This window comes from Streptomyces olivochromogenes (assembly GCF_001514115.1).
GTDB classification, from domain to species: Bacteria; Actinomycetota; Actinomycetes; order Streptomycetales; family Streptomycetaceae; genus Streptomyces; species Streptomyces olivochromogenes.
In genome coordinates this window covers 136,426-159,834 of record NZ_KQ948465.1, presented here as the reverse complement: position 1 = coordinate 159,834, position 23,409 = coordinate 136,426, and the positions used below count along the sequence as shown (strand labels likewise).

At 70.7% G+C, this 23,409-nt stretch carries 21 protein-coding genes, 1 tRNA gene and 2 pseudogenes; 15 read left to right on the top strand and 9 right to left on the bottom strand.

The annotated features are described in order from the left end of the window. Positions 1-111: 111 nt before the first annotated feature. The 5 genes and pseudogenes from AQJ27_RS58980 to AQJ27_RS33725 form a co-directional block, all read left to right on the top strand. A pseudogene (locus tag AQJ27_RS58980) lies at positions 112-288 on the top strand (VOC family protein); the annotation flags it as partial. Positions 289-573: 285 nt separating this feature from the next. Beyond that, positions 574-642: pseudogene (locus AQJ27_RS61210) on the top strand (hypothetical protein); the annotation flags it as partial. A gap of 308 nt (positions 643-950) precedes the next feature. Continuing rightward, on the top strand, positions 951-1,076 hold the full coding sequence (locus tag AQJ27_RS60880; RefSeq protein WP_425275249.1) for an integrase: 126 nt from the start codon (positions 951-953) through the stop codon (positions 1,074-1,076). A gap of 8 nt (positions 1,077-1,084) precedes the next feature. Further along, the gene (locus tag AQJ27_RS33730; RefSeq protein ID WP_067376905.1) at positions 1,085-1,510 is read left to right on the top strand and encodes a site-specific integrase; all 426 of its coding nucleotides are present in this window, start codon (positions 1,085-1,087) and stop codon (positions 1,508-1,510) included. A gap of 198 nt (positions 1,511-1,708) precedes the next feature. Then, positions 1,709-2,029, top strand: coding sequence for a hypothetical protein (locus tag AQJ27_RS33725; RefSeq protein ID WP_067376902.1), 321 nt, complete (start codon positions 1,709-1,711; stop codon positions 2,027-2,029). 135 nt (positions 2,030-2,164) lie between these two features. On the opposite strand, the gene AQJ27_RS33720 is transcribed toward AQJ27_RS33725, so the two are convergent. After that, positions 2,165-2,251: transfer RNA gene (locus tag AQJ27_RS33720), tRNA-Ser, on the bottom strand. A gap of 260 nt (positions 2,252-2,511) precedes the next feature. On the opposite strand from AQJ27_RS33720, the gene AQJ27_RS33715 reads away from it, so the two are divergent. After that, entirely contained in the window at positions 2,512-3,384 is an 873-nt protein-coding gene (locus tag AQJ27_RS33715; protein ID WP_067376899.1) for a helix-turn-helix domain-containing protein, read from the top strand. 149 nt (positions 3,385-3,533) lie between these two features. Further along, entirely contained in the window at positions 3,534-3,758 is a 225-nt protein-coding gene (locus AQJ27_RS33710) for a hypothetical protein (protein ID WP_235613678.1), read from the top strand. Positions 3,759-4,191: 433 nt separating this feature from the next. On the opposite strand, the gene AQJ27_RS33705 is transcribed toward AQJ27_RS33710, so the two are convergent. Continuing rightward, a complete protein-coding gene (locus AQJ27_RS33705; protein WP_067376896.1) occupies positions 4,192-4,698 on the bottom strand; it encodes a DUF6584 family protein in 507 nt (168 codons plus the stop codon). Between the two features lie 378 nt (positions 4,699-5,076). After that, positions 5,077-6,561 (bottom strand): S1C family serine protease, encoded by a 1,485-nt coding sequence (locus AQJ27_RS33700; protein ID WP_067376893.1) that lies wholly within the window; start codon positions 6,559-6,561, stop codon positions 5,077-5,079. Between the two features lie 267 nt (positions 6,562-6,828). On the opposite strand from AQJ27_RS33700, the gene AQJ27_RS33695 reads away from it, so the two are divergent. The 3 genes from AQJ27_RS33695 (at position 6,829) to AQJ27_RS33685 (ending at position 9,619) form a co-directional block, all read left to right on the top strand. Continuing rightward, positions 6,829-7,638 carry a glycerophosphodiester phosphodiesterase gene (locus AQJ27_RS33695; protein ID WP_067376890.1) on the top strand — a complete coding sequence of 270 codons (810 nt, stop codon included), beginning with the start codon at positions 6,829-6,831 and terminating at the stop codon, positions 7,636-7,638. Between the two features lie 137 nt (positions 7,639-7,775). Next, positions 7,776-8,414, top strand: coding sequence for an ATP-binding protein (locus tag AQJ27_RS33690; RefSeq protein WP_079065437.1), 639 nt, complete (start codon positions 7,776-7,778; stop codon positions 8,412-8,414). 239 nt (positions 8,415-8,653) lie between these two features. Continuing rightward, entirely contained in the window at positions 8,654-9,619 is a 966-nt protein-coding gene (locus AQJ27_RS33685; RefSeq protein ID WP_067376884.1) for a DUF5926 family protein, read from the top strand. 306 nt (positions 9,620-9,925) lie between these two features. Here AQJ27_RS33685 and AQJ27_RS33680 read toward each other — a convergent pair whose 3' ends face one another. Both AQJ27_RS33680 and AQJ27_RS33675 read right to left on the bottom strand, forming a co-directional pair. Continuing rightward, positions 9,926-10,555, bottom strand: coding sequence for a hypothetical protein (locus tag AQJ27_RS33680; protein WP_079065451.1), 630 nt, complete (start codon positions 10,553-10,555; stop codon positions 9,926-9,928). A 55-nt stretch (positions 10,556-10,610) separates the two neighbouring features. Next, on the bottom strand, positions 10,611-11,276 hold the full coding sequence (locus tag AQJ27_RS33675; protein WP_067376881.1) for a bifunctional DNA primase/polymerase: 666 nt from the start codon (positions 11,274-11,276) through the stop codon (positions 10,611-10,613). 481 nt (positions 11,277-11,757) lie between these two features. Here AQJ27_RS33675 and AQJ27_RS33670 point away from each other — a divergent pair, with 481 nt between their 5' ends. From AQJ27_RS33670 to AQJ27_RS33655, 4 genes are all read left to right on the top strand, one after another. Further along, complete coding sequence (locus tag AQJ27_RS33670) at positions 11,758-13,269, top strand: PP2C family protein-serine/threonine phosphatase (protein ID WP_079065436.1); 1,512 nt, start codon at positions 11,758-11,760, stop codon at positions 13,267-13,269. Positions 13,270-13,492: 223 nt separating this feature from the next. Continuing rightward, complete coding sequence (locus AQJ27_RS33665) at positions 13,493-14,995, top strand: aminopeptidase P family protein (protein WP_067376875.1); 1,503 nt, start codon at positions 13,493-13,495, stop codon at positions 14,993-14,995. Between the two features lie 158 nt (positions 14,996-15,153). Next, positions 15,154-16,635, top strand: a complete 1,482-nt coding sequence (gene pdxR / locus AQJ27_RS33660; protein WP_425275244.1) for a MocR-like pyridoxine biosynthesis transcription factor PdxR — start codon at positions 15,154-15,156, stop codon at positions 16,633-16,635. Between the two features lie 46 nt (positions 16,636-16,681). Beyond that, positions 16,682-18,046, top strand: coding sequence for an MFS transporter (locus AQJ27_RS33655; RefSeq protein WP_067376871.1), 1,365 nt, complete (start codon positions 16,682-16,684; stop codon positions 18,044-18,046). Here AQJ27_RS33655 and AQJ27_RS33650 read toward each other — a convergent pair. The 3 genes from AQJ27_RS33650 to AQJ27_RS33640 all read right to left on the bottom strand — a co-directional run bounded on the left by AQJ27_RS33650 (position 18,018) and on the right by AQJ27_RS33640 (position 21,171). Then, entirely contained in the window at positions 18,018-18,860 is an 843-nt protein-coding gene (locus tag AQJ27_RS33650) for a triphosphoribosyl-dephospho-CoA synthase (protein WP_067376868.1), read from the bottom strand. The genes AQJ27_RS33655 and AQJ27_RS33650 overlap by 29 nt on opposite strands. Positions 18,861-18,869: 9 nt before the next feature. After that, the gene (locus AQJ27_RS33645; protein ID WP_235613677.1) at positions 18,870-19,826 is read right to left on the bottom strand and encodes an intradiol ring-cleavage dioxygenase; all 957 of its coding nucleotides are present in this window, start codon (positions 19,824-19,826) and stop codon (positions 18,870-18,872) included. A gap of 181 nt (positions 19,827-20,007) precedes the next feature. Further along, complete coding sequence (locus tag AQJ27_RS33640; protein WP_067376862.1) at positions 20,008-21,171, bottom strand: sensor histidine kinase; 1,164 nt, start codon at positions 21,169-21,171, stop codon at positions 20,008-20,010. Positions 21,172-21,460: 289 nt separating this feature from the next. Here AQJ27_RS33640 and AQJ27_RS33635 point away from each other — a divergent pair, with 289 nt between their 5' ends. Then, positions 21,461-22,786 (top strand): sensor histidine kinase, encoded by a 1,326-nt coding sequence (locus tag AQJ27_RS33635; RefSeq protein WP_067376858.1) that lies wholly within the window; start codon positions 21,461-21,463, stop codon positions 22,784-22,786. Here AQJ27_RS33635 and AQJ27_RS33630 read toward each other — a convergent pair. After that, positions 22,783-23,238, bottom strand: a complete 456-nt coding sequence (locus AQJ27_RS33630; RefSeq protein WP_054236932.1) for an ATP-binding protein — start codon at positions 23,236-23,238, stop codon at positions 22,783-22,785. The two genes, AQJ27_RS33635 and AQJ27_RS33630, sit on opposite strands and share 4 nt — an antisense overlap. Between the last annotated feature and the right edge of the window lie 171 nt (positions 23,239-23,409).

The following is a 23,409-nucleotide window of genomic DNA, read 5'->3' as shown; positions in this document are numbered from 1 at the left end:
GCGCCCGGCGTCAGCCTGTGCGCGATCACTGGTGGTGGGCCGCGCGAGCAGGCCCACCACCTCGATGAGGGTTCGCGCTCGGTTTGTGAAACGGTCCTGCAGGGCTCGGGTCAACCGGCGAAACGGCGCGACGGCTACGCGAATTTCGCCATCACCGAACCTCCGCTCAAGCTCGTCCTGATCCAGGGCGAACCCGGCGAGGAAACCCGCATGGATCACCTCGGCGTCGAAGTCGAGACCACCGACCAGGTCACCGCCGCCACCAGCCATCTCAAGGGCGCCGGCCTCGAGAGGCGGAGTCCGTCATCTGTGATCGGCTCCGGGAGCGGGCTTGTCCCGCAGACTTCGTACACCTGCGGGAGGCGCTGGGGCTCAGCGACAACCCGGGCGACCTCTGGCACGAATACGTCGACGGCATCGCCCAGTCGGTGCGCTGCTGGCCGAAGGTTCGGGACAGTCTCGAAGGGCTGCGCGGTACGGGGTGGACTCTCGGTATCGCGACGAACGGCGCGGGAGACATCCAGCGAGCCAAGCTCGCCGCGACCGGGCTGATTTCGCTCTTCGACGGGATCTGTGTTTCGGCTGAGCGCCGGAGGGTGGAGGGTAGGGGACAACCCCGAGACGGATAGGGAAGGGGGCCGCGCGGCGGGACTGCGAACGGCGTGGGTGGCTAGCCCTACGAACTGCGCCGGCGCGCGAGTTGGCCGTGCGTACCTCGCCCACCTGGTACGACCACGCCACCGCATACATGCTCATGAAATGGCCGCGCGCCGCGGCCAAGCACCCGCCGGCATCGCCGAAGCGCTCGCAGTCGTCACCCCGACGCTGGTCACGACGACTCGGGGCACCCCGAATTCCAAGATCAGGACGCGGCAACACCCCTCGCGCTGGTGCCGTATTCACTCCGTCACGCAGGGGTGTCCCTGTGGATCAAATCGGGAGTGGACCCCATGGAAGTCGCCCGGCGGGCCGGCCACAGCATCGCCCTACTGTTCCGCTTCTACGCCAAGATCCTCCGGGGTGAGCAGTCCCGCTCCAATCAGCTCATCGCGCAGGAGCTGAACAAGGGCGGGTAAGCGGGCCCATGTTGGCCCACTGGACGGATGACGGCAAGCCGTACGAGGAAGGGCAGTTGAAGCACCGGGCCCGCAAGGCGGTGCGGCCCGTGCCCATTCCCCCCGTCCTGGTCGCCCTGCTCCGGGCTCATCTCGAAGCGTTCGGGACCACGTTGGAAGGCCGCCTGTTCAGCGCCGTACGCGGCGGGCCGATCCGGGCGCAGGAGTACAGCGCCGCTTGGAAGGAAGCCCGCCGCAAGGTGCTCACCCCGGCGCAGGTGGCCTCTCCGCTGGCGGCCATCCCGTACGACCTGCGGCACGCATGCGTGTCGTTCTGGCTCCGCTCCGGGGTGAGCCTCGCAGAGACCGCCCGGCGGGCTGGCCAGAGCGTCGCCGTTCTTCAGCGCTACTACACCAAGGTTCTGGACGGGGAAGAGGCCAAGATGACGCGCTGATCGAACAGGGGTTGGCGGAGCATGAGGGCTAGGAACCTCGCCCTCCCGGAAAGATCCAAAAGACTGGCCCCGGAACGTCCCGATTCCGATACTCTCCCCGCGCCAAGGACATCGGACCCGAAGTCAGATTTGAGCCGACTGCGCGACGGAGTCACGTGAATTTCGCGGCTCACGCCGCCTCACGGACTGGAGAACACCATGCCCCGATGGGCCGTCCTGCAAGCTGAGGGCCAGGCGGAAGCCTTCCGGTACACCGTCCATCGTGAACTCGAAGGGACCGAGGCCGAAGCCCTGGCCGCGATGCTGCACATCGTCAACACTTTTAAAGAAGCCTTCACCTCAGCAGGACGCCAGCGCCAGAGAAGACGGGTCTTCCGCGTCTCCGAACGCAGCTACTTCGTGCGCGTCGAAAACCGGATGTCGAACGAGGAAGCTCACTTCACCCTCGCCGAGCTCATAGCCGACACCCACGACGACGACCTTCCCGACACCGTGGGCGGGTTAGTAGAGGGGTCGTGAATCCTGGCCGCAGGTTGGCCGCACGCGCTGGTCAGAGGTGGGATACCGGCGAATCAGGGTGAGACAAGGTCATGCGGAAGGGGTGCCGCTCCGGAGAGTGGCACCCCTTCTTACCTGCAAAGCTTCTGACCTGCGCGGTGGGTGTGGGATTTGAACCCACGGTGACATCGCTGCCACGACGGTTTTCAAGACCGTTCCCTTAGGCCGCTCGGGCAACCCACCTCTGCCCCGCCCACCAGGGGCGGAGCGGGTACAGCCTACCGGGCTCACGCGTTTCCCGGGGACGGCGGTCCACACGGCGTCCACCGTCCACGGCGCCTCATGTGTGCGCCCTCGACCCCGTTCCCCGTAGGGCAAATGACAAGGTCACAGTCCGTTTAGGGTGCCACACGAACACGACGGCATGGCACGTGATCAACAAGTCTTGTCCCATGGCAATCTGCGGGCCAGGACAGCGACGTGGAGCCGGAGGTACACCGCCCGTGGCGGCGAACATCAACCCCACAGTGAGGAGACGCCGTCTGGGAGCCGAGCTCCGTCGGCTCCGCCAGGCCAGTGGGCTGAAGAGTACGGAAGTGGCCGAGCGGCTTATGATCTCCCAGCCCAAGATCAGTCACCTGGAGAACGGCAACCGCGCCATCAGCCCCCGCGATGTGCGCGATCTGTGCGCGCTCTACGGAGTATCGGACGATCAGGTCATCGACTCTCTGATCCAGATGGCCAAGGAATCCAGACAGCAGGGCTGGTGGCACGCCTACGGCGACATTCCCCAGAGCGTCTATATCGGCCTGGAGACGGACGCCGTCTCTCTCCATGCCTACGAGCCCCTGGTGATCCCTGGCCTGTTGCAGACCCCTGCCTACGCCCAGTCGGTCATCGAGGAAACGATCCCGCTGGTCACCGCCGAACAGGCCGCCACGCGCCTCAAGGTACGGCTGCGCCGTCAGCACCGGATCTACGCCCTGGCCTCCCCGTTGCGCCTGTGGGTCGTCCTGGACGAATCGGCGCTGCGCCGCGTCGTCGGCAGTCCCGACATCATGCGGGAACAACTGGACCACCTGAACGCACTCGGCACCGAGCCGCACATCACCGTGCAGGTCCTCCCCTACGACGTGGGGGCCCACCCGGGCCTGTCAGGCCGGTTCTCCATCCTGACATTCGCCGACAGCTCCGACGCGGGAGTGGTGTACCTGGAAGGTTCCACCAGCGACCTCTACCTGGAGAAACAATCCGACGTGCAGCACTACAGCGTGATGTACGACCACCTCCAGGCCCAGGCCCTCAGCCCCGACAGCACCCGCGACTTCATCACTGACGCAACCAAGGCGTACATCGACGCGATGCGCCGCCCTTGAACCCGTGCGAGAAGAGCGGCCTGCCAGCCAGGAGGCGGACCACCGGGGGTCATCTCGTCAAGCTGACGCGAAATGGGCCGAACTTGCGTCCGCCTGCCGCATCGGTCCGAGATCCTGGAGTCCCACGCCGGAACCAGCTGTTCGGGCTCGTGCTCGTAGCCGCCGCCCTGTCCGCACCGACCGAACCCGACAACGCGTGGGACCTGGCGGTCAGCGGCCCTGAGAAGGACCACCCTGAACGGGCCCTCTGCCGGGCGGCATTCGTTGCCGACGCGGCATGGGTGCGACGTCTGCTGGCCGACGACGAACTGCTGGTCGGTCCTCATCTGGACGAGGGCGAGCGGGCGTCACTGGTCCAGGCGGCCGGACCGTAACGCGCAAAGCACCCCCGGGCAGGCAGACGGCCACTGCTGCCAGACTCCGAGCCTCGACGGTCGGCCTGCTTCGGCTGTCGGTTCGAATGCCTCGGGCACGCCCGTGTGTGGGGACACTCCGGCCGCATCCTGCACGGAAGTTGGGCCAGAACCGGTTCTCGTGAGCAGAGCCACCGGGGAGAGGGTGGCGCCTGCTCGCCGTCCTGGGCATGGTCCACGCTCCGGACGGCGCAAGGCCGCTGACCAACAGACTCCCGCCCCAGCCCGCCAGTTCTTGGTCCGAGCCCGGCTCGCGCCTCCCTACGAGCGAGACGCGTCCGTGCTCATCACCACGGCGAGATCAATTCACCCCGCCCGGTTTCCCGTTCGGGGAAGTCTTGGACGGTCGTACAGAACCCTCGAGCGGCGCCCCCACAGCCCCCGGCGACTCGAGTCAATCGAAAAGGGCAACGAGCCCGTTCAGCCAGATCGCGAGGAACGCGAGGACCGCCACCAGGCATCCAGTCCCTGCCAGGAAGTCGGCGAAGGCGCTGCCCCTGCCGTCCGTCTTCCGGTTCGATGGCACCGTGTCCCAGTCGACGGGGTGCCCCATGGCATCGGAGCAGGCTGCTCGTACCGCTGCCAGTTGTTGTCTGGCAAAGGCCGATGGGGCCAGCGACTCAGGGCCATGCCAGGCAAGTGCCCCCATACGTTGCGGGGCGGTACGGTATCTCGCCTCGAAGGCCGTGGTCTCAGATGCGTCCCGGTCCTGTTCGAGGTACATCCAGCGGCCCGCTTCCGCAGGCTCTCCGTACAGTCGGTACACCTCGGCCAGGCGGCGACGAAGCATCAGGTCGTTCGGAAAGGACGACACCAGCCCGCGCAGGCGCTGACGTGCGACGGGAACCCGGCCGGCGGCCAGGTCCGCATCGACGCGGGCAAGGATGTCTCTCAGCGGCATGAGCGCATGATCGGGTACCACAGTGACCGCCGTCCACCGTATAAGCCCTGGTCGGTGGGCAGTTCAGCGGCTTCGTCACAGCGCGCCGTCTGGTCCACGCCTGGTCCACACGCACTGATCGACAGCGTGACGGAACAAGACCAAGGTGAGACAGGCTCCACGCGAAAGGGGTGCCCCTCGCTGAGGGGCACCCCTTCTGACCAGCACGTCTATGACCTGCGGTGGCGGTGCGATCCGAGCCCACGGAGACGCTTTCGCGTCCTCACGTTTTTCACGACCGTTCCCTTAGGCCGCTCGGGCAACCCACCCCTAGACCGCTCGGGCAACCCACCCCGCGCCGCCGGCGATCGTCGGTGGCGCGGGGACAAGGTCAACCGGTCAGCTGTCGCCGTCGCGCTGTCCGAGGGTGACCTCGGCCGTGTGGGTCTTTCCGTCGCGCGTGTACGTGAGCTTGACGACGTCGCCGGGCTGGTGGGTCCAGATCTCGCCGATGAGGGTCGGACCGCTGTCGATCACCTGGTCGTCGAGCTTGTTGATGACGTCGCCGGGCTTGAGACCGGCCTTGTCGGCGGGGCCGCCGGAGGTGACCGCCGCGGAGCCGCTCGCACCCTGCTCGGTGATCTTCGCGCCGCCGGTGCCGTCCTCGAGGGAGACCGAGGCGCCGATCACGGGGTAGACCGGCTTGCCGGTCTTGATCAGTTGCTGGGCGACGTGCTTCGCCTGGTTGATCGGGATCGCGAAGCCGAGGCCGATGGAGCCGGACTGGCTGGTGCCGCCCAGACCGCCGCTGCTCGAGGACTGGATCGCCGAGTTGATGCCGATGACCGCGCCCTGTGCGTCCAGGAGAGGGCCACCGGAGTTGCCCGGGTTGATCGAGGCGTCCGTCTGCAGGGCGCTCATGTAGGAGGCCTTGCTGCTGGCGCTGCCGTCGCTGGAGGCCACGGGGCGGTTCTTGGCGCTGATGATGCCCGTGGTCACCGTGTTCGAGAGGCCGAAGGGCGCGCCGATCGCGATCGTGGAGTCGCCGACCGCCACCGCGTCGGAGTCACCCAGGGTGAGCGGCTTCAGGTCCGACGGCGCGTTCTTGAGCTTGATGACCGCGACGTCGTAGCCCTGCGCGTGGCCGACGACCTCGGCGTCGTACTTCTTGCCGTTGGGGAAGGTCGCGGTGAGCTTGCCGCCGTCGACCGCCTCCGCCACGACGTGGTTGTTGGTGAGGATGTGGCCCTGGGTGTCGAAGACGAACCCGGTGCCGGTGCCGCCCGAGCCGCTGCTGCTCTCGGCCTCGATGGTGACGGTGCTCGGCAGCGCCCTGGCGGCCACGTTCGCGACCGTGCCCGAGGCGCGCTTCACATCACCGCTGCCGCTCGGCGCGGAGACGGTCGTCGAGTCGGTGGAGTTGTCGTTGTTCTTGGCCAGCGAGTAGCCGATGCCGCCGCCGACGCCGCCCGCGACCAGCGCGGCCACCAGGATCGCCGCGACCAGGCCGCCGCGCCCGCTCTTGGGCTTCGGCGCGGGCTGCTCGTAGGAGGAGCCCCAGCCGCCCGCTCCCGAGCCGCCACCGTCCGCGTACGAGGGAACGGCGGGCGGCGGGGGCGGCCAGCCCGCCTCGGCGGCGGAGACCGGCGCTCCGGGCGCTCCGGGGGCGTGCCCGTGCGGCTCAGGAGCTCCGGCGCCCATCGACGCGTACGCCGGTGTCTGCTCCGGTGCGCCGGGGGCGCTCGGAGGCACCGCCGGGAGCTGGGCGGTCGGCGCGCCCCCTTCGGGCGCAGCGCTCTGCGCGGAAGCAGCGGGAGTTTCCACCGGCACAGGAGGTGCGGACGGGGCCGGGGGTACTGCAGTGCCCTCGTTCTCGGTGCTCACAGCTCTTCTCCTCGGTCCACGGCTGTTGTTCTCGGTCGCACTCGGTCACGCTCACTCACGCTTGTCGGACGGTCCGGCGCGATGCAGCTGTGCTGGTGTGCATGTGCTTTTTGTACGCCGTCAGCTTTTCCCACGGGACGTCAGAGCACCATAAGCGGTGGCTGTGGGTCCAGGGCCATCCTTTATATCGGGCTTTTTATACTAAAAAGAAACATTCCTGGTGTCTCGGCCCCCACGTCGGCCCCGTGACGGTGGCACCATGACGCGGTGACCCACGCACGACAGCACCCGATTCAGGTCGTCGCCCACCGCGGGGCCTCCGACGAGGCTCCCGAGCACACCCTGGCCGCGTACAAGAAGGCGATCGAGGACGGTGCGGACGCCCTCGAGTGCGATGTACGGCTGACCGCGGACGGACATCTCGTCTGTGTGCACGACCGCCGCGTCAACCGTACGTCCAACGGCCGCGGAGCCGTCTCCGCCCTGGAGCTCGCCGAGCTCGCCGCCCTGGACTTCGGCTCCTGGAAGAACCGCGACGAGTCCCCCGACTGGGAGTACGGCCCCGGGGACCCGCAGGACACCTCCGTCCTCACCCTGGAGCGACTGCTCGAACTCGTCGCCGACGCGGGCCGCCGCGTGGAGCTGGCCATCGAGACCAAGCACCCCACGCGCTGGGCGGGCCAGGTCGAGGACCGGCTGCTGCTCCTCCTGAAGCGCTTCGGTCTGGACGCCCCGGCGAGTGCCGCCACCTCTCCGGTGCGCGTCATGAGCTTCTCGGCGCGCTCCCTGCACCGCGTCCGGTCCGCGTCCCCGACGATGCCGACGGTCTATCTTCTGCAGTTCATCTCGCCCCGACTGCGCGACGGACGGCTGCCGGCCGGTGTCCGGATCGCGGGCCCCTCGATGCGGATCGTACGCAGTCACCCCGGATACATCGAACGGCTGAAAAGAGCCGGTCATCAGGTCCACGTCTGGACGGTGAACGAACCCGAGGACGTCGATCTCTGCGTTGAACTGGGCATCGACGCCATCATCACCAACCGCCCACGCGCGGTGCTGCACCAACTCGGCCGCTGACCTCGCGGCTCGTCGTCCGGAAACCACCGCTCGAAGCGCCGGCGACGACCGTCGGACCACGTCAATCACCGTCGAAATCCAGCCACACGATTACAGGGAGTGCACCGGCGCGTTCGTTCCGTGTTCGATCGTTACGAGTGCGTCAGCAGACGTGGATTGGCCGGTTTCCGGTCCAGTTCAAGGGGGCATCCACACCGTGGCGTGGGGCAAAGGAGGTCTCGGGGGTGGCGTTGGTGGTGGCACAGGAGGTGCCCACGTCGTCGAGCATGGCCGTTCCCCATGGCCCTGCGGGCGTGGGGAAAGCAAGACATCGGATGCGCGACCAACTGCGTACCGGTGGAGTGACGGAATCGGTCATCGACGACGCCGTACTGATCCTTTCCGAACTTTTGAGCAATGCGTGCCGGCACGGCAGGCCCCTCGGCGACGCCCTCGCCGGGGACGGCGACGTCCGGGCCGCGTGGCGCGTCGACGCCTCCGGGAGGCTCACCGTCGAGGTGACGGACGGCGGTGGTCCGACCCGCCCGGTTCCCGCCACGCCCTCGGTCACCGCCCATGGCGGCCGCGGCCTGAACATCATCACGGCGCTGGCCAAGGACTGGGGCGTACGGGACGACACCCGCGGAGAGGTCACCGTGTGGGTCGTCGTCCAGGACGACGTGACGGACACGACCGCCGCACGTCGGCGTGACGACTTCGCTACGCGCGTCGCGTCACCGGCTGTGACGGGGCTGCCGGGGCTGGACTTCGCGGACGCCTTCGACGACTTGGACTGACCAGGGCGGGAGAGGCCAGGACGCCAGGACGGGACAGAGCGGGATGGCCGAGTCGGGACAGGGCGGGACCGCCAGGACGGGACAGGGCGGGACGAGGCGGAAACCGCGGGCGGGAACCCCGGACGGAAGGTCCGGTTCCGGGACGACTCGGTGCGTTGTCCACAGGGTCCCATCGGCCGACGTACGAGCGGCTAGGCTCGCGCCAGTACGAGACGAGCCGTGATCGGGAGACACCCACGATGGCCAAGAAGCGACCCCAGACGAAGGCCAAGCAGCCTCAGCTCAAGGACGGGGAGATCCCGGTAGTCGGCGCTCGCGAGCCCTGCCCCTGCGGCAGCGGCCGCCGCTACAAGGCCTGCCACGGCCGGGCGGCCGCACACGCGGTGACGGAGCTGGTCCAGCGCCCCTTCGAGGGCCTGCCGAGCGAGGGCGACTGGATCGCGCTGCGCGAGCTGGTGCCCGCCGCCACGGTCGAGCTGAAGCTCAAGGAGAGCCTGCCCGAGGGAGTTCCCTCGGTGACGCTCGCCACCGTCCTGCCGATGGCCTGGCCCGCGCTGCGCCGCGACGACGGCTCGGTCCTGATCGGCCTGCAGAACGACACGGCGTCCGGCGACATCAGCCGCGACCTCGCCGACACCCTCCAGCGCGCGCTCACGGCCCAGCCCGGCACCCCGATCCAGGGCCGCCGCGCCCCGGCCGACGGCCCGCGACTGCAGGAACTGCTCGACCCCGAAGGCACGTTCGAGCCAGTTGTGCACACGGGCTTCGAGTTCTGGGTCCCGGACGCGGAGCACTCGACGCCGGAGGTCACCGCCTCCCTGGAGCGGGCCAACGCGGCGGCGATCCCGACCGTGAAGCTCTCCGGCGTGGACGCGGCGTACTGGTGCGAGACCCCCGACAAGAACCACCTGCGCTGGGTGATGCCGTACCCCGAGGAGCAGCTTCTGGACGCCCTCGCGCGGCTGCACGCGGCCGGTCGCTCGAGCCTCGGCGAGGGCACGCGGCTGGTCGGTTCCTTCCGCGCGCACGGGCTCACGGTGCCGGTCTGGGACCTGCCGACGGGCGTCACGGCCGACGATGTGGAAAAGCCGGCGACCGAGTTCGCCGAGCGCCTCGCGACCGCCCTGGCCTCGGACGCACCGCTCACCCCGGACGAGCGGCGGGCACGCGGCGGCCTCACGAACCGACAGGTCACGCTCAGCTGACACACAGCCGGGGCACTGACCGACCGGTCAGCTGGTCGGCGCTTCACGGAACAGGTGACTCCCGTCACAACTCCCGGCGGTGACAGGTAAATCCGTGTCCGAATAGCCGAGATCGAATTTGCGAACCGCCGATCTCTTGTTACCGTTCGAGTAGCCCGGTTGCTGGTGCATCCCCCGTCGCCAGCAACCGGGTCTTTCCATGTACGGATTTTCCTGCGGCGCCAACCGCCTTGCTACGGGGCCGAGTTGCTCCCCGAGACGCTCTTCGGGCCGCTCTATGAGCCACTTCCCGAGGTGCTCTCGGGATCACTCCCCCGAGGCGCTCTCCGCCTCGCTTCCCGACCGCAGCAGCATCGGCCCGCTCCCGGCGCTCCTCGCGAACTCGGCGACCGCCGTGTACGCCCCCACACCCCCCGCCGTACGCCCTCTGGGCGTCTCGCACACCCCCGGGTCGTCCTCGGCACCCACCACGCAGTTCATCTCCACGGTGCGGCCACCGGGGCCCATGAGGCTCAGGGCGGAGTTCAGCTCGTCACCGGTCGCGTTGCGGTAGTAGGTGCGCGCCCAGGTGTCCTCCCCCTGCGTCATGACACAGGTCTGAGCCTCGATGCCGTCGGAGGAGGAGAGCTCGGGCCCGCAACGGGCGGCGGTGGCCCGGCCGAGGCCCAGAAGCCGTGGCACGGGCGCGGAAGCGAGAGGGGTCGCGGAAGCGGAACGGGGCGCGGCGGGGGCCACCGTTCCCTTGTCGTCGACCCTCCGGGACGCGCGTACGGCCTCGGAGCTCCCGTCACCGACGGGTCCCGCGGAGGCCACGGTCAGTGGCAGGGCGACCGTGAACACCACGAGGCCCGCCAGCGCCACCAGGCGGACCCTCTGGAGGTCCGGCCCGGAACGTGGAGACGATGGGGCTCTGTGTCCCCCGGAATGACGCTGCATAGTGCGGAACATAACGAGCGCGGGTGGGCGCGCGGCTCACCGCGCGCCGGGCACCCTACAACTCGGGCGCGCTCACACCCGTACGAGTGAGCGCCTCCACCACCGCGTCCACCACGGCCTCCACATCGGGCACCCAGGGCGCGGCCGAGCCGGGCAGTGGTGCGCGCTCCCAGCGGATCTGGCCCTGGCCGGTCTCGGACGGGGGCAGCGCGATGTAGCCGCCCTCGCCGTGGAAGCGCAGGGACCCCGGCACGAAGTCCTTGGCGTAGAGGAGCTCGCCGAGCTGCTCCATGGAGTAGGGCGCGACGAGGATCGCCCAGCGCGTGGGCGCCGCGACGACCGGGCCGAGGCGCATGCCCGTGCGGTCGAGCGCGTCGAGCGCGCGGGCCGCCGCGAGGGCGGGCAGGCTCACCGCGCAGGGGGCCCTGCCTCCGGTGGCCAGCACGATGGGTGCGGACGGCCGGTTGGTCCACCACCAGCGCACCATGCGCTCGTCGGTGGTGGCCGCGAGGAGGCCGGGGTCGAAGGGGTGAGCACCGGGCACCGTGCACTCCGGGTCCGGGCACCCGCAGCGGGCACGCCCCTGCGGGTCCGGTGCCACACCCGGGAGCACGGGCCACTGCCAATCGGTCGCGAAGGTCAGGGCCGCGCTGAGCATCTCAGGCCTGCCGTCGTTTCGCCTGGACAGGAGCCTGCGTCGCCTTCCGAGGATCTCGCGCATGAGCGCTCGTTCCTTTCCGTTGCACGCCTGGCAACACCGTGGATCACATCACGTCATGTGTCGATCACTTCACTGTGCGTACCTGCTGGCGCATCACACCCCTGCGCACGGCAAGGGGAACCCATCTGGGCCGAGCATTGGCTGCGTCCGCGTCCATACTGCGTCTGTCTAAAGCATGGGCATGGCGTGGGGTGGCGGCGCCTGGCGTTTTGCCGTCCCGCTGTTTCTTGCCGCCTCCGCCACGGGAGGATGGGGCACGGTCGTCGGTGGTTAAGACGCCCGGGTCCGTCGCCAGGTTCCGGGCGGATCCCAACCACCCCTGGCCTTCACCGAGTACGTACCCATCACGACCGCTGTGACGCTCCGTCGAACGAGGCCAGTCGACCTCAATAACCCGTTACCCGAGTCAGTTTTAAGCCAACTTTGGTTTCCCGCAAGGGTTACCGAGGGTCTCATGGACACCAGGAATCCCAGCAGGACAATGCTGGACATCCCCTCACGAGTGCGTGTACATGTGGAGACACTGCTAGCGGCGCAGAACGACATGGGGGTTTGCGATGCTATTGAGCAATACGCACCGGTCGGAAAGCCGGACGCCATGAACGCCCCTCACGTTCCGAAAGTGGCCGGAATCGATTCAACGGTTCCCGCGCCCGCACACACTGTCGCGCCGACGACCTCCGTCACGGGCTCCTCCTCGGCCACCTCGTCCACCGGCCCCGGAGCCGTTCTCCAAGATCGGCTCGCCGGCTGGGTGTCCGACCTCACCACCCTCCACGAACTCACCGAGCGCCTGGTGCGCACCGCGACACTGAACGACGCGCTGCAGGAGCTGCTGCGCGCCGGAGCCGCCCTCGTGGGTGCCCGGCGCGGTCTCGTCGTCATGGAACCGGGCGACGGACTCGGCCCTGACACCACCATCGGCCTGGGCCTCGCCCGCGCCGACCTCGGCCACATCGAGACCGTCCCGCGCAGCGCCATGTCGTACGGCAGGATCCTGGACGGACTGCCCGGCGGCGAGGGCGAGATCTCCCAGCCCGACCTCCTCTCCGAGGACGGGCTCGACCCCCGCCACCGCGAGGTGGCCGCCCGGCTCGGCTATGCCGCGAGCTACGCACTGCCCCTGTCCACCAAGGCGGCGGGCCGGCTGGGCGCCGCCGTATGGCTCTACGACGAACCCGCCGAACCGGTGGAGCGTCAGCGCCACCTCGTCGGCCTCTACGCCCGCTACGCGACCGAACACCTGGCACGGCTGCTGGAACTGGACCGCACACGCGCGTGCATGAAGACGATCTCCCAGGAGCTGCTTCCGCCGCGGCTGCCCCGGGTCCCCGGTGTCCAGCTCGCCGCCCGGCATCGCACGGGCCCGCGCGGCGGCGGCGACTGGTACGACGCGCTGCCGCTGCCCGACGCCGCGCTCGGCCTCGCGGTCGGCTCCGTCACCGGGGCGGGGCCCAGCGCGGTCGCCGCCATGGGCCGGCTGAGGGCCTCGCTGCGGGCGTACGCCGTGATGGAGGGCGAGGACCCCGTCGCCGTCCTGTCCGACCTCGAGCTGCTGCTGCGTCTGACCGAGCCCGCCCGCTCCGCGACCGCCCTCTTCGCGTACTGCGAACCCGCCCTGCGCAAGATCACGCTCGCCGGGGCCGGACACAGCCCGCCGCTGGTGATCGGCGCGCGGCGCACCGAGTTCGTGGAGACCTCCCTGTCCGCGCCCCTGGGCATGCTCGCCTGCTGGGAGGCGCCCAGTGTCGAACTGACGGCCGAGCCGGGCGAGACCGTGCTGCTCTACACCGACGGCCTGCTGCACCGCACCGGCGACCCCATGGACCGCGCCTTCGCCCGCCTGCACGCGGCGGCCGCCAGCGTCCCCAGGACGCTGCGTGAGGATCCCGGCGCGCTCGCCGACCATGTTCTGCGGTCCGTGCTGCCGGACGGGCTGGACGAGGCGGACAGCGCGGAGGACGTCGTACTCCTGGCGGCGCGCTTCGAGTGAGGTCCGCACTTCGAGTGAGGCCCATGCTTCGAGCGAGGTCCACGCTTCGAGTGCGGTCCGCACTTCGAGCGCGGTCCTGGGGCCGTCGCGCTGAGTTCTGCGCGTAACAGGACTTCCGGCCCTGGGCTCGCTTCTGTACGACCGTACGATGATGGGTGTCCCCCTGCTCGAGCACAGCGGAGAGCTGGGGGGAAGGTCCAGAGTCGTATCTAGGAGGCAGACCGTGTCGGAGGCGCTCAACCCGGAGACCCCGGAAGCCGTGCTCGACGATGCCGCTGACGAAGCGGGCGAAGAAGAGCCGATCAAGCAGCGCAAGAACGGCCTGTATCCGGGCGTGTCCGACGAGCTCGCCGAGAACATGAAGTCCGGATGGGCCGACACCGAGCTGCGCGGCCTCACGCCGATCGCGCAGGCCGAGTACACCGCCGCCCGCCGCGCCGCGCTCTCCGCGCGTTTCCCGGGCGAGCGCCTGGTGATCCCGGCGGGCAACCTGAAGACCCGGTCGAACGACACGGAGTACCCCTTCCGCGCCTCGGTCGAGTACGCGTACCTCACCGGCAACCTGACCGAGGACGGCGTCCTGGTCCTGGAGCCCACCATCTCCGCGGACGTGAACGGCGGCCACAAGGCGACGATCTACCTGCTGCCGCGCTCCGACCGCGAGAACGGCGAGTTCTGGCTGTCCGGGCAGGGCGAGCTGTGGGTCGGCCGCCGCCACTCCCTCACCGAGGCCGAACAGCTGTACGGCATCCCCGCCTCCGACGTGCGGGAGCTGGCCGGCAAGCTGCGTGAGGCCACCGGCCCGGTCCGGGTCGTGCGCGGCTACGACGCCGGCATCGAGGCGGCCCTGACCGACAAGGTCACCGCCGAGCGCGACGAGGAGCTGCGGGTCTTCCTCTCCGAGGCGCGGCTGATCAAGGACGATTTCGAGGCCGGTGAGCTGCAGAAGGCCGTCGACTCGACGGCACGCGGCTTCGAGGACGTCGTGAAGGTCCTGGACAAGGCCGAGGCGACCAGCGAGCGCTACATCGAGGGCACCTTCTTCCTGCGCGCCCGGGTCGAGGGCAACGACATCGGCTACGGCTCGATCTGCGCCGCCGGCCCGCACGCCTGCACGCTGCACTGGGTGCGCAACGACGGGCCCGTGCGCTCCGGAGACCTGCTGCTGCTCGACGCGGGCGTGGAGACGCACACGCTCTACACCGCCGACGTCACACGCACGCTGCCGGTCAACGGCCGCTACAGCGAGATCCAGAAGAAGATCTACGACGCCGTGTACGAGGCCCAGGAGGCCGGTATCGCGGCCGTGCAGCCCGGCGCCAAGTACCGCGACTTCCACGACGCCGCGCAGCGCGTGCTGGCCGAGAAGCTCGTCGAGTGGGGTCTGGTCGAGGGCCCGGTCGAGCGCGTCCTGGAGCTGGGCCTGCAGCGCCGCTGGACCCTGCACGGCACCGGCCACATGCTCGGCATGGACGTCCACGACTGCGCCGCCGCGCGGACCGAGACGTACGTGGACAGCACGCTGGAGCCGGGCATGTGCCTGACCGTCGAGCCCGGCCTGTACTTCCAGGCGGACGACCTGACCGTCCCCGAGGAGTACCGGGGCATCGGCGTGCGCATCGAGGACGACATCCTGGTGACCGAGGACGGCAACCGGAACCTGTCGGCGGGGCTGCCGCGTCGCTCCGACGAGGTCGAGGCGTGGATGGCGGCGCTGAAGAGCTGAGCGCTGACTAGTGCTGACGTAGGGCTGATGGCCGGGTACGAAATGTGCCCGGCCATTCGTCTGCGGGTAGGTCGTGGCTGGTCGCGCCCACGCGGCGGAGCCGCATGGTGTCACGGCCCCGCGCCCCTTTGGGCGCGGGAACTCACGGGGGGGGATTAGTGGGCGACGACTTCTGGTCCGGTGTCGGGGTGGATCTGCATCTGGAGCCGGACGTGGCCGCGGGGCGCAGGACCGGGCTCGAACGGGCTCTACGGGACGCGGTGCGCGACGGACGGCTCGCTCCGGGCACACGGTTGCCCCCGACCCGGCGGCTCGCGGCCGAACTCGGCATCTCGCGCGGGACGGCCAAGGGGGCCTACGACCAACTGGTCGCCGAGGGGTATCTGACAGCCCGGCAGGGGTCGGGAACCGAGGTCGCGGTCCTTCCCGGGGACGCCGTGTCGGAGGCCGTCGGGGCTCCTCGCGCGCGTGCGCCCCGTTTCGATCTGCGGCCGGGCAGCCCGGACGTCGGTACGTTCCCGGCGGCGGCGTGGCTGCGGGCGCTGCGCCGCGCGATCGCGACGGCGCCCTCCCTGGCGTACGACTACGGGGACCCGCGCGGCCGGATCGAACTGCGGACGGCGCTCTCGGGCTACCTGGGACGGGCCAGGGGCGTGATCGCGCCGCCCGAACGGATCGTGATCACCTCGGGATACGTGCAGGGGCTCGCCCTTCTGACGCGCGTGCTGGACGGCGGGGTGGTCGCGATGGAGGACCCCGGGCTGCCGTTCCACCGGGATGTGGTGCGGCGGGCCGGAGGCACGGTGGTGCCGCTGAAGGTGGACGAACGCGGCGCCCGTGCGGGGGAGTTGGCTTCTTCACCGGCGGACGCGGTCGTCGTCACGCCCGCCCATCAGTACCCGACCGGGGTCACCCTGCACCCCGAGCGGCGACGGGCGCTCACCGACTGGGCACGCGCGCGCGGCGGACTGATCGTCGAGGACGACTACGACGGTGAGTTCCGCTACGACCGGCAACCCGTCGGCGCCCTCCAGGGCATGGCACCGGGGCAGGTCGCCTACCTGGGTACGGCGTCCAAGACGCTCGGCCCCGCCCTGCGGCTCGGCTGGATGGTGTTGCCGCCGCACCTGGTCGACGCGGTGGCCGACGTGAAGCTGCACAGCGACCATCACACCGAGTCCATCGGCCAGTTGGCGCTGGCCGAGATGATCACCAGCCACGCGTACGACCGTCATGTGCGCGCCTGCCGGCTGCGGTACCGGCGACGCCGGGACCAGCTGCTCGACCGGCTGGGGGCGCGCAGGAGCGTACGCGGTATCGCGGCCGGGCTGCACGCACTGGTGGACGTGGCGGACGAGGCGGAGGTGCTGGCGCGCGCGGAGGAGGAGGGGCTCGCGGTCGGGCGTCTCGGCGAGCACTGGCACGAGCGCGGTGAGGGGCGGCCTCAGGGCTTGGTCGTGGGCTACGGGACTCCCCGGGAGCGGATCTATCCGGAAGCGCTGGAGGCGTTGGGGCGGGTGCTGGACGGGCACCAGGGGGTGTCGGGCAGGAACCAAGGGGTGTCGGGCGGGAGTCAAGGGGTCTCGGGCAGGATCCAGGGGGTCTCGGGCGGGAGTCAATTGGGTCGCAAAGAGGTGTGAGGATTGGGCCTGTTGACGGGTCCACCGGGCCCGTAGCGTCGAAGTCATGACGAATCCGGCAGCATCCGCGCAGTCGAGCCGCCTCGTCCCGCCCGCGGGACCGCAACGCGTCCTGGCCCTCGCCCAGCTGACCAACTCCGTGGGGGACGGCGCCTATTACGTGACCTCCGCGCTGTACTTCACGCACGTCGTGGGGCTGGCCCCCGCGCGCGTGGGGCTCGGGCTGACCGTCGCCTGGGCGATCGGCTCCCTGGTGGGCGTACCCCTGGGGCGGCTCGCCGACCGGCGCGGGCCGCGTGGCACGGCGGTGCTGCTGGCCCTTGCGTCCGGAGCGGCGGTGGCGTCCTTCCTGGTCGTCCGCGGCTTCCTGCCCTTCGTCCTCGCGGCCTGCGCGTACGCCTCCGCGCAGTCGGGGCTCGGAGCGGCCCGGCAGGCGCTGCTCGCCGGGCTGATACCGGCCGGGGAGCGAACCGGGCTGCTCGCCCATCTTCAGTCGACGCTCAACGCCGGTCTCGCCGTGGGGGCGGGCCTCGGCGGGCTCGCGCTGCACGCCGGAACACGGGACGCGTATCTCGGGGTGTTCGCGCTGGACGCGGTGAGCTTCCTGCTCTGCGCGGGTGTGCTGCTGCGGCTGCCGTCCGTGCCGCGCGTGACCGTACGGCACGGTCACGGGGCCGGTGTCCTGCGCAACCGCCCGTACGTGCTCGTCACGTTCCTCAACACCGTGCTGCTGCTGCGGATGCCGCTGCTCAGTCTGGGCATCCCGCTGTGGATCACCGAGCGCACCCAGGCGCCCGCCTGGCTGGTCTCCGCGCTGTTCGTCCTCAACACCGGTGCGGTGATGGTCTTCCAGGTGCGGATGGCGCGCGGTGTCACGGGCCTCGCCTCGGCCACGCGCGCGATACGCCGTTCCGGGCTCGTGATGCTGGTGTCCTGCGCGGTCTTCGCGCTGTCGGCCGGTGCCTCGCCGTGGGTCGCGGCGGGGGTCCTGGTGGCGGGCGCGGTGCTCCAGGTCGTCGCCGAGATGCAGCAGTCGGCGGGTTCCTGGCAGGTGGGCTTCGACCTCGCCCCGGCCGACCGCATGGGCGAGTACCAGGGCTTCTTCGGCACGGGCGTCACGGTGGCGCGTACCGCGGGCCCGCTGGTCCTGACCGCGCTGCTGGTGGGCTGGGGCACGCCGGGATGGCTGCTGCTGGGGGGACTGATGCTGGGGGCGTCGTACGGGATGGGCCCGGCGGTGCGGTGGGCCGCCACCCGCGAGGTGACAGCCCACCGCCGGGACCGGGACCGGGATCAGGACCGGAACCGGAACCCGGACCGGGACGGGAATCGGACCCAGGACCCGGACCGGGACCGGGACGGGAATCAGACGCAGGACCGGGTCAAGCGGCAACCCGTACCGGCGAACTGACCACCACCGGAAGCGAGTCCACGAACAGGGCGCCCGCGAGCAGTCCCCCCGTGCCACGGGGGCTCCACGCGCGCGTGTGGAGGTCGTCGTCGAAGGCGGCCAGAGCCGCGTGGCCGGCCTCCGTCGCCGTACCGCCCGCCTCCAGCACGCCCCGGGCACCCGCCTGGACGTGCCGCAGCCCGTGCGGGCCCGCCGTGTACAGCAACTCGGTGTCCTGGAGGGTGGACATGACGGTGAGGAGGGCGTCGAGCCGGGCGTTCGGCTCGGACGCGCCGGCGGAGCGGGAGGCGGCGAGCGCGTCCAACGCCCTCCGTACGTGCGGGAATCCGGCGCGCGCCTCGCCCCGCGCCCCGGCCGCGCCGTACTTCGCCGACATGGACGACCCTCGGGAGGGCCGCCGCGGCGCCCGCCGGTCGGGGTGCGCCGCGATCCGCTTGGCGGTGGCGGCGACCTCGGAACCCTTGGCCCCCGGGTCCAGGGCCGCCGCCGCGACCAGGAAGCCCAGGACCCACAGCGCCCCGCGGTGGCCACCGCCCGCCAGCGTCACCGAGTGCTCGGTGGACCGGCCGATCGCGCCCAGCTCCGTGCGGAGTTCGGGCGTGGGCCCGCCGATGCGTCGGGCGGCGGCCACCATGGCCGCGAGGCCGGGCGTCAGCGCCTTGGCCGACCAGCGCAGGGAACACAGGTCCCGGCGGGTGGCCCGGGCACCGAGATCACGCGGATCGGGCAGGCCGGGCTTGGGGGTGAGCTCCAGTTGCCCTGTCAGCGCGGCCACGGCGGCCCGCGCCAGCGTCTCGTCCTCGCGGCTGCTCACGCGCGAACCCTATGAGGACGCCGAGGCGGACGGACTGGCACTGTCACTCGGGGCGTCGCTCGGGGCACCGCTCGGCGGCGTACCGGTCGGAGCGCCGCTCGGGGGCGTACCTCCGCCACCGCTGCCCGCGCCGGTGCTCTCGGCGTCGGGGTCGATGCCCAGGATGATGGACCCCTTGAAGCCCTTGGACGGGTCCTTCTTGTGGACCGGCTTCAGGGTGAGCAGCCCGCTGGAGGCGCCGCCGCCGTCGTACACCATGTCGTCGGCGAGCTTGGTGTAGCTGCCGGTGTGCTTGGAGTACGGCTCCAGGGACTGGACCTCGGCGGCGATGTCGTCGTCGAAGAAGAACTGGCCGGTGAAGTTGACCTTGCCGCCCTCGTAGGTGCCGTCCGCCTTCTCGCCGCCCGTGTGCACCCTGACGTGGATGTGCGTGGTGCGGGGCGTGTACCAGCCGGGGAAGATCGTCTCGAACTTCACGACCCCGTTGGCGTTGGCGACCTGGTAGCCGCGCAGGTAGGTCTGGTCGTTCGCGGTGGAGCCGTCCTCGCTCTCGGCGGGGGCGGATCCGCCGGGGTTGGCGGTGGTGTAGCCGGAGTAGTAGCCCCAGGCGTCGCAGTGCCAGATCTCCACGGCCGCGCCCGCGACCGGACCGCAGGAGTCGGTGGTGTCCTGCACCGTGATGCGCAGCGTCAGCGGGACGCCGCCCTTGCCCTCGGTGATGTCCTTGCGCACCAGAGCGCCGTCGAGGTAGTACGGCCCCTCCGTGACGCTGGACATCAGCACGCACTGGCCGCTGCTGGTGGAGGTCGCCGAGGCGGTCGCCTCGGCGTCGGTGGCGGTGGTCGTCTCGTCGGCGAACGCCGATTGGTAGCCCGCGACCGCGAGCCCGCCCGCGGCGACCGTGCCGCCCGTCACCGCGAGCGCACGGCGCCGGGTGACCGAAGTGTCTTTGTGGCTTCTCGTCATGATCGGAAAGCTAGGAAGGGCAACCGTCAGGGGCATGGGGTGGGGCTGTGAGGAGGGTAAGAATTCTGAGAAAGCTGAAGTCGACGGAAAATCGCCCTCTCCAGGGAGCCCGAAAACCAAAGGTGCCGCCAAAGATGTCGCCAAAGGTGCAGCCAAAGATGTCGCCACAACGCTGAGGGCGTCACCACGCGTACGGCAGGTCCACCTCGATCACCGTCGGGCCCCCGGCAGGGCTGGTCAGGCGCACGGCCCCGTCGAGCGCGGCGACCCGCCGTCGCATACCGAGCAGTCCCGAACCGGCCGCCTCGTCGGCGCCGCCACGGCCCTCGTCGCGGACGACCACGCTCAGCCCGGTCGGCGTACGGGCGAGCCGGATCGCCGCCCGCTCCGAGGCGCTGTGCCTGCCCGCGTTCGTCAGCGCCTCGGCCAGCACGAAGTACGCGGCCGCCTCGATGGCCGCGGGGGCCCGGACCCCGCTCTGCGCCCCGTCCTCCAGACCGTCCACGTCCATGGTCACGTCGAGCCCGCTGCTCGCCGCGAGCGCCCGCGCCGCCCCGACGAGACCACGGTCGGTGAGGATCGGCGGGTGGATGCCACGGACGACGTGACGCAGTTCGGTCAGCGCCTCTTCGGCCTGGTCCTGGGCGTCGTCGAGGAGTTTGCGGGCGGCGTCCGGGTCACGTTCGTACGCCCGTTTGGCGACGCCGATCCGCACGGAGAGCGACACCAGCCGCGCCTGCGTACCCTCCTGCAGGTCCTGCTCGATGCGACGCAGTTCTGCCTCGTGCGCGGCGACCGCGCCCGCCCGGGTCTCGGTCAGTTCCTCGACCCGCTCCGCGAGCAGGGCCTTGGGTGAGGGCTTGAGCAGGGCGGTGGACCAGGCGGCGTCCAGGTCCGCGAGACGGCTGACCAGCGGCAGGACCAGCGGTGAACGGCCCAGCAGACCCTGTCGTACACCGTCGACGAGCAGGCCGACAGGCCACAGCGGCAGCGCGAGGACGCCCAGGAAGCCGTAGGCGTAGTGGGCGACCATCCAGCGCAGGTCGTTGAAGGTGCCCGGGTCACGGACCGCCGTGCGCAGCCGCCGGCGGAGCGGGCCCTCGACGCGTTGGTACGCCTCGGGGATCTCCCGGCCCGTCCACTCGGCGACCTGGCGCCGCTTGGCGCCGGCGAAGCGGCGCACCAGGAGCACCGTCTCGGGCAGCAGTCCGGCACCGACCACCACGAGGGTGGCGACGGCCGTGAGCAGCAGCACCGTGATGAAGATGATCGAGCCGAACGCCAGTACGGCGGCCCGTCCCAATTGGACCGTGGCTCGCGCTGCCTCCCGCACTGTCGTTCTCATGCCGTCCAGGCTAGGCACGCCTGGTGCGGCTGCGCGGGAGAGCAGGCTCCAGACAGATGGTGTAGCCCGCTACACCACGGGTTCGGGAGACCACTCACTCGTGGCGGCGAGCTTCCGACGGGATCGTTGAATCCGGAAGCTCGCTCGGCCCAGCAGTCCGCCGTCACCCCGGCGCAGAACGACCCGGCCGCACAGGAACCGGCCCGCGTCTGACCGCCCCCGCGCGCCCGAGGGCCACCCATGCTCGGCACGGGCGGCCCTCGCCCCGTACCCCCGACAGGAACCGGTGATGATCGCCAACTGGCAGCGACACATACGAAGCAGTCCCCGCGCCCAGGACACGGCATCGGCCCTGCTGCTGTTCGCCGTCTCCTTCCCCGGCAGCCTGTACGTCGCCGCCGGCTCCCCCGGCCCGGCCGCCCCGTGGTGGACCGCCGCGCTCCTGTCCTGTGTCTCCTGCACCGCCCTGCTCTTCCACCGCGACCACCCGCGCACCGCGCTGGCCCTGACCACCGCCGCCGCCGTGACCTCGGCCGCGCAGGGCCGGCTGCTCACGGTGCTGTCGCTGGGCCCGCTCATGGTGGCGCTCTACTCGTTCGCCCTCCGCACCGAGCACAACACCCTGCGCAGGAGCTACGCCTTGGGTGTCGCCGCGCTCCTGATGACCACGGAGCTCATCGCCGGGCCCGCCGACCGCCCGATGGACCTCAAGACGGTCGGCCCCGCCGCCTGGGTGCTGATACCGACGGCTCTGGGCAGCGCGGTCCGGCTCCGGCGCGCCTACCTCGACGCCGTCCGGGCTCGCGCCGAGCACGCAGAGCGCACCCGCGAGGAGGAAGCCCGGCGCCGGGTCGCCGAGGAGCGGCTGCGCATCGCCCGCGAGCTGCACGACGTCACCGCCCAGCACCTCGCCCTGGCCAACGCCCAGGCCGGCACCCTCGCCCACCTTCTGCGCGGCCAGCCCGACCAGGTCCACAAGATCCTCGCCGGCCTCGCCACCACCACCTCCGCGGCGCTGCGCGAGCTCAAGGCCACCGTCGGCCTGCTGCGACACGAAGGCACTGAAGGGACTGAAGGCACCGTGGATACCCAGGGCACCGAGGGCGCATCCTCGCCGACCGCTCCGGGACTCGCCCGCCTGGCCGGCCTGACCGCCTCCTTCCGGTCCGCCGGTCTCGACGTCACCGTCAGCACCGAGGGGGAACCCCGGCAGCTCACCCCGGCGGCGGATCTCACCGCGTTCCGGATCGTGCAGGAAGCGCTCACCAACGTCACCAAACACGCAGCCGCCAAAACCGCCCGGGTCCGGCTCACCTACTCCCACGACCGGTTGACCCTCACGGTCGCCGACGACGGAGGCACCGTCCGATCGGCCCCGCCCACACCGCCGCTCCCGGGCGGGGGCTTCGGTCTCCTCGGCATGCGCGAACGCGCCCAGTCCGTGGGCGGCCGCCTCCGGGCCGGGCCCAGGCCCGGAGGCGGCTTCGAGGTCAGGGCCGAACTCCCGCTCGGCGAGACCGCCTTGGCGATCCACGAGACCGCCTTGGCGATCCAGGAGACTGCCTTGGCGATCCGCCCCTGCCCGGGCGCCAAGCCGCCGTCACCCGGGCGCTAAACCGCCATCAGCGGCGCGTCCTTCTTCCACTTGAGGATCTTGTCGAAGCTGACCACCGCGCCGCCCCGCCCCGGCTCGTTGCCGATCTGGACGTGATCGGCGAGTTCCCGGATCAGGCAGAGCCCCCGGCCGTGCTCCGCGTCGCCGCGGACCGGGCGGAGCGCGGGACGCGCACGGCCCGGGGCGAAGCCCGGGCCGGAGTCGGAGACTTCGATGCGGCACTTCTCGCCGTCGAGGTAGGCGGTGACCCGATAGGCCTCGGACGCGGTACCGGGAGCGGCGTCGCCGCCGTGCTCCACGGCGTTGGCGCAGGCCTCGGTGAGGGCCACGGAGAGGTCGTACGAGACGTCCGGATCGACGCCCGCCGTCTCCATCGTGCCGAGCAGCAGACGTCTGGCGAGCGGAACGCTCGCAGCCTCACGCCGCAAATGGAGTGACCACCAGATGCTCATGCTCCAGCCTCCCGGCCGCGGCTCGACATACCGTTACGTATTGCCGCAAGCACCTGTGCGCAATCGCCTGCATGACGTGATGCCGCCCATATGGCGGATGCGCACGCGACAACGATCGGTGTATGTGCGGGTGGTTCGGCCCAGATCGTGATCTTCCGGACCACGGCTTGC